The 4,289-nt window shown below is 31.0% G+C and carries 3 protein-coding genes, 1 pseudogene and 1 riboswitch; all 4 genes and pseudogenes read right to left on the reverse strand.

Translation table 11 applies throughout. The features are described from left to right. Positions 1-408, reverse strand: a pseudogene (locus tag BVF91_RS12865) (methyl-accepting chemotaxis protein); the annotation flags it as partial. A 33-nt stretch (positions 409-441) separates the two neighbouring features. Continuing rightward, a complete protein-coding gene (locus tag BVF91_RS12870) occupies positions 442-2,487 on the reverse strand; it encodes a chemotaxis protein CheA (RefSeq protein ID WP_143589022.1) in 2,046 nt (681 codons plus the stop codon). 10 nt (positions 2,488-2,497) lie between these two features. Continuing rightward, positions 2,498-2,932, reverse strand: a complete 435-nt coding sequence (locus BVF91_RS12875; RefSeq protein ID WP_085113753.1) for a chemotaxis protein CheW — start codon at positions 2,930-2,932, stop codon at positions 2,498-2,500. A gap of 47 nt (positions 2,933-2,979) precedes the next feature. Beyond that, a complete protein-coding gene (locus BVF91_RS12880; RefSeq protein WP_085113754.1) occupies positions 2,980-4,023 on the reverse strand; it encodes a bifunctional diguanylate cyclase/phosphohydrolase in 1,044 nt (347 codons plus the stop codon). Positions 4,024-4,175: 152 nt separating this feature from the next. Beyond that, positions 4,176-4,261: riboswitch (cyclic di-GMP riboswitch) on the reverse strand. Positions 4,262-4,289: the final 28 nt, after the last annotated feature.

Consider the following 4,289-nt stretch of genomic DNA (forward strand, 5'->3'; position numbering starts at 1 on the left):
TAAGCTTTCTGCATTCCCTGCTACCCCTTTTATCGATTTGCTTATCTGCTCTATCGACGCTGATATCTGCTCTACCGAACTTGCTGTGCTTTCACTGTTTCCCGCTACTTGATTAGTAAGACTGTATAATTTTTCTAAAGAATTATTAGCATTATCGACAAACTTAACTAATTGCTCTATACTTTCTTCTACATCATTTATTATTTCAGTTAACTCTTCAGTACCTATTTTAGTAGATTCTATTGTTGTTGACTGCTCCTTTAATCCACCAAATACCCTCCTGGTAAGATCTATAAATTTTCCCAATCTACTATCAATATCATCTACAGCATAAACTGCTCTCCTTAAATTTTCATGATATGTCGTACCTTTTATCAATTTTCTTGCAACATTTTCCTTAAAACTCATTATTGTACCTCCTCAAATTTTTATTTAATATTTTTATACAAATTCTTTGTCACAGATTTTTTTGAGCGCAGTTGTTTTCACAATTCCAGCAACATCCAAAATACATGCTACATTTCCATCACCTAAAATAGTTGCTCCAGAAAAAATATCAAGTTTTCCTATGTATGAGCTAAAATTTTTAACTACAATTTCTTGATTGCCAATAAGTTCATCAACGACCAGTCCAAATCTTTTTTCGGCAACGCCTAAAATTACGATGATAATATTTTTATTTCCTCTCTTCCTGGGTACTTTAAAATAATCATGCAGCCAAATTAGTGAAATTGTTCTTTCTCTAATAATTACAACATCTTGCTTTTTAACTTTTTTTATTTCTTTTTCATTTAACCGTACAATCTCTATTACATTGCTTACTGGAATAGCATATATTTCGTTATTTATTCGTATTAAAAGTCCATTTAAAATAGCCAACGTCAATGGAAGTTTTATTATAAACTTTGTACCTTCCGATTCTTTTGTTTCAACTTCTATAACTCCATTAAGCTTATTAATATTATTATGAACAATATCCATTCCTACTCCACGCCCAGAAATATCACTGATACTTTGAGAAGTAGAAAATCCAGGTTTGAAAATTAGCTCTAAAATTTCTTTATCATTTAATAAGTCTGAATCCTGACGCGAAATTATTCCCTTTTCTAACGCAGCTTCTTTAACCTTATTCAAATTAATTCCACGTCCATCATCCTGAACTATTAGAATAAACTGATTTTCTTGATGATACGCATTAACTTTTATATTGCCCTTAGGATTTTTACCTGCTTTTAAGCGCTCATCAGGTGCTTCTATTCCGTGATCAGCAGCATTTCTGATTAAATGTATTAATGGATCTGCTAAATCTTCAATTATAGTTTTATCTAATTCTGTATCTTCACCTTCTATAACTAACTCAATTTCTTTATGAAGAGAATTCGCTAAATCTCTTACTAAACGAGGTATTCTGCTAAATAATTGTTTAATCGGCAACATGCGAACTTTTAATACTAATTCTTGAAGCTCATTTGTTATCCTTGATATCTGATTTGAAATTTCCTCCAAATCCTCAAAAGAATTATCCGAATTATATCGCTCATGCAACAAACTAACAATTTGAGTAATTCTCGATTTTTCAATTACAAGTTCGCCAACCATCTCCATCATTTTTTCTAATCTGCCTATATCCACTCTAACTGTTTGATTTGCCTTATTCTTTGTCTCATTTGTATTTTGTCCTTCATAGCCATTAGATTTTGTCATGTTACCGACATTATCTGATTGGCTATGTATTAAATTTAAATCAAACAAATCTGCATTAAAGCTTTCAATCTCCAACATTCTATCTAAGACTTTAATTTTTAATTCTTTTTTATTAAATTCAGTAATTAACAAATACGAAATACTTTCTACATCAATATTATCATTCATGTCTGTTATATCAGGTTCACTTTTAATAACAGTGCCCAATTGGTTTAAAAAATTTAAAATCAAAAAAGCACGTACAGTTTTCATAGCACAATCTTTTTTTAATTTCACTTCACATACAAACACATTTAAACCAGATGCTGCAGCTTGTTGTACTTGAATTTGTTGTTCTAAATCGAGATTAAATTTTTTATTTGTTTCCGCATTCATAGTTTCTTTCAATAATTGATCGTTTGATATGTATTTGTGCAACTCCGATAATATTAAAGTTATATCAGTTTTCATGTCTCCATTTGAAAATTCCTCTTTGAGAGTTTTTAACTCATCTAGGCATTTAAAAAGAAGGTCTATCACCTGTTTTATTACTTTGATTTTACCACTTCGTATCTTATCTAACATATCTTCCATCTCATGAGTTAAAATTTTCATTTTTTCAAATCCAACTGCTGCAGACGATCCTTTTAGTGTATGTGCTACCCTAAATAATGTTTTTATTATTTCATCGTCATTTACATTTTGTTCTAGCTTAAGAATATTCTCTTCAAAAAGTTGCAGTTGCTCATCAACTTCGTCAAGAAAAGCTCTGATAAATTCCGGAGTATCATACAATTTATACACCCCCTGCCTGTCAATATTCCGCATTTAACAATTTATCAATTTTCATTATTGCTATAACTTCGCCATCTTGTGTAATACCTAGCCCTTCAAAATAATTTCCATTTATTTCGTCTACCGCTTCAGGAGTCGGTTGAATATCGGAAAACTTTGTAACCTGAATTACTCTATCAACAATAGTACCAACTAATTCGTCATTAAATCTTAATATTACAATACGTGTTGATTTAGTATCAGAATAATCTTCAAGTCCCAATATTCGATGTACATTAATCACTGGCACAATTTTCCCGCGCAAATTTATAATACCTTCTAAATATGATTTGCTGTTATGCAAATAAGTGATTTTTTTAAATCTTATAATTTCATACACTTCATTTATCTTTATTGCATATTTCTCTCCACACAATTCACATACAACATATTGATAATCTAATAATTCATTCAAGCCAAATTCCCTCCAACAAGATATTTAAGCAAGGTTTAGAAAGTAAATCATACTAAACTTTTAATATCTCTATAAATTTTGCTAAAAATTTCTGCTATGCATGGATCAAATTGACTTCCTGCATTCTTTTTTATTTCTGAAATTGCTTGGTCAATTTTTAGCGCTTTTCTGTATATGCGGTCATTTGTCATAGCATCAAAGGCATCTGCAACTGACAAAATACGGCAAAACAATGGAATTTTTTCTCCTTTCAGTCTATGAGGATATCCATTTCCATCCCATCTTTCATGATGGTGCAATATGTATTTTGCTATTGTCTTCAACTCTGGTATATTTGAAATGATTTCATATCCTATTTCTGGATGTTTTTTTATCTCGGTCCAATCACTATCTGTCAACGGTTCACGCTTTTTTAGAACATTTTCGCTTATGCCTATTTTGCCTATATCGTGTAATATTGCCAAAAGAGCTAATTCATTAAGTTCTTTCATTGAAAGGTTCATTTCATTTCCAATAATAAGACAATAGTCTCTTAGCCTCTTAGCGTGTTCCTCCGTTTCCCAACTTTTAAAATGTAGTGTTGCAAGAATTGCATTGACAACAACACTGCGATGACTCTTGTTCATTACAAACTTTTGTCTATTCATTTCTTCTTCTGCATCTTTTATTGCTTGAATAATTGAATCCTTAAATCTACACTTTGAAGATATTCCAACAGCTACACTCAACTGTTCATCTTTTCCGCCTAACTTTATTTTAGTTGAAACAATTGTTTCAATTTTTTTTGCTGCATTTTCCATGTTGCTGTCATGCATGAGTACTAAAAATTCGTCTTCTCCCCATCTCGCAATAATATCATTATTCCCTAAACCATGCTTTAACTCATTTGCAACACTTCTTAAAAGTTTATCACCTTCTCTATACCCAAATGTATCATTAATCAATTTAATGCCATTAATATCTAGCATAACCACTGCCATCGAAGTGTTTTTAAAAGTATCTAATTCACTTAGCCTTTCTTCAACATATTTTCTGTTGTAAAGGCCTGTTAACGGATCATAAATATCTATTTCCATATTTTTTGAATCCATTTCATGCTTTCAACTCCATCTCAAATAATATTTAATTTCATTAAACTCTACAATGATATTGAATTTTGTTGCATCATCCTTTCTACTCTAATTTCATTGATATACAAATAAAAAATAGGATAACCACACGGTTGCCCTATTTCAATTAGTAAGCTGGCAACCCGGCCATCTTAGCAGAATCTGCTTTAGACCCGTGGCTTTGCGTCCTTATCTTTCGATAAGTTTGCTCTTTTCAAGCTCATATTTTTATTCAAAATAGTATAATG

Source organism: Thermoanaerobacterium sp. PSU-2 (assembly GCF_002102475.1).
GTDB lineage: Bacteria > Bacillota > Thermoanaerobacteria > Thermoanaerobacterales > Thermoanaerobacteraceae > Thermoanaerobacterium.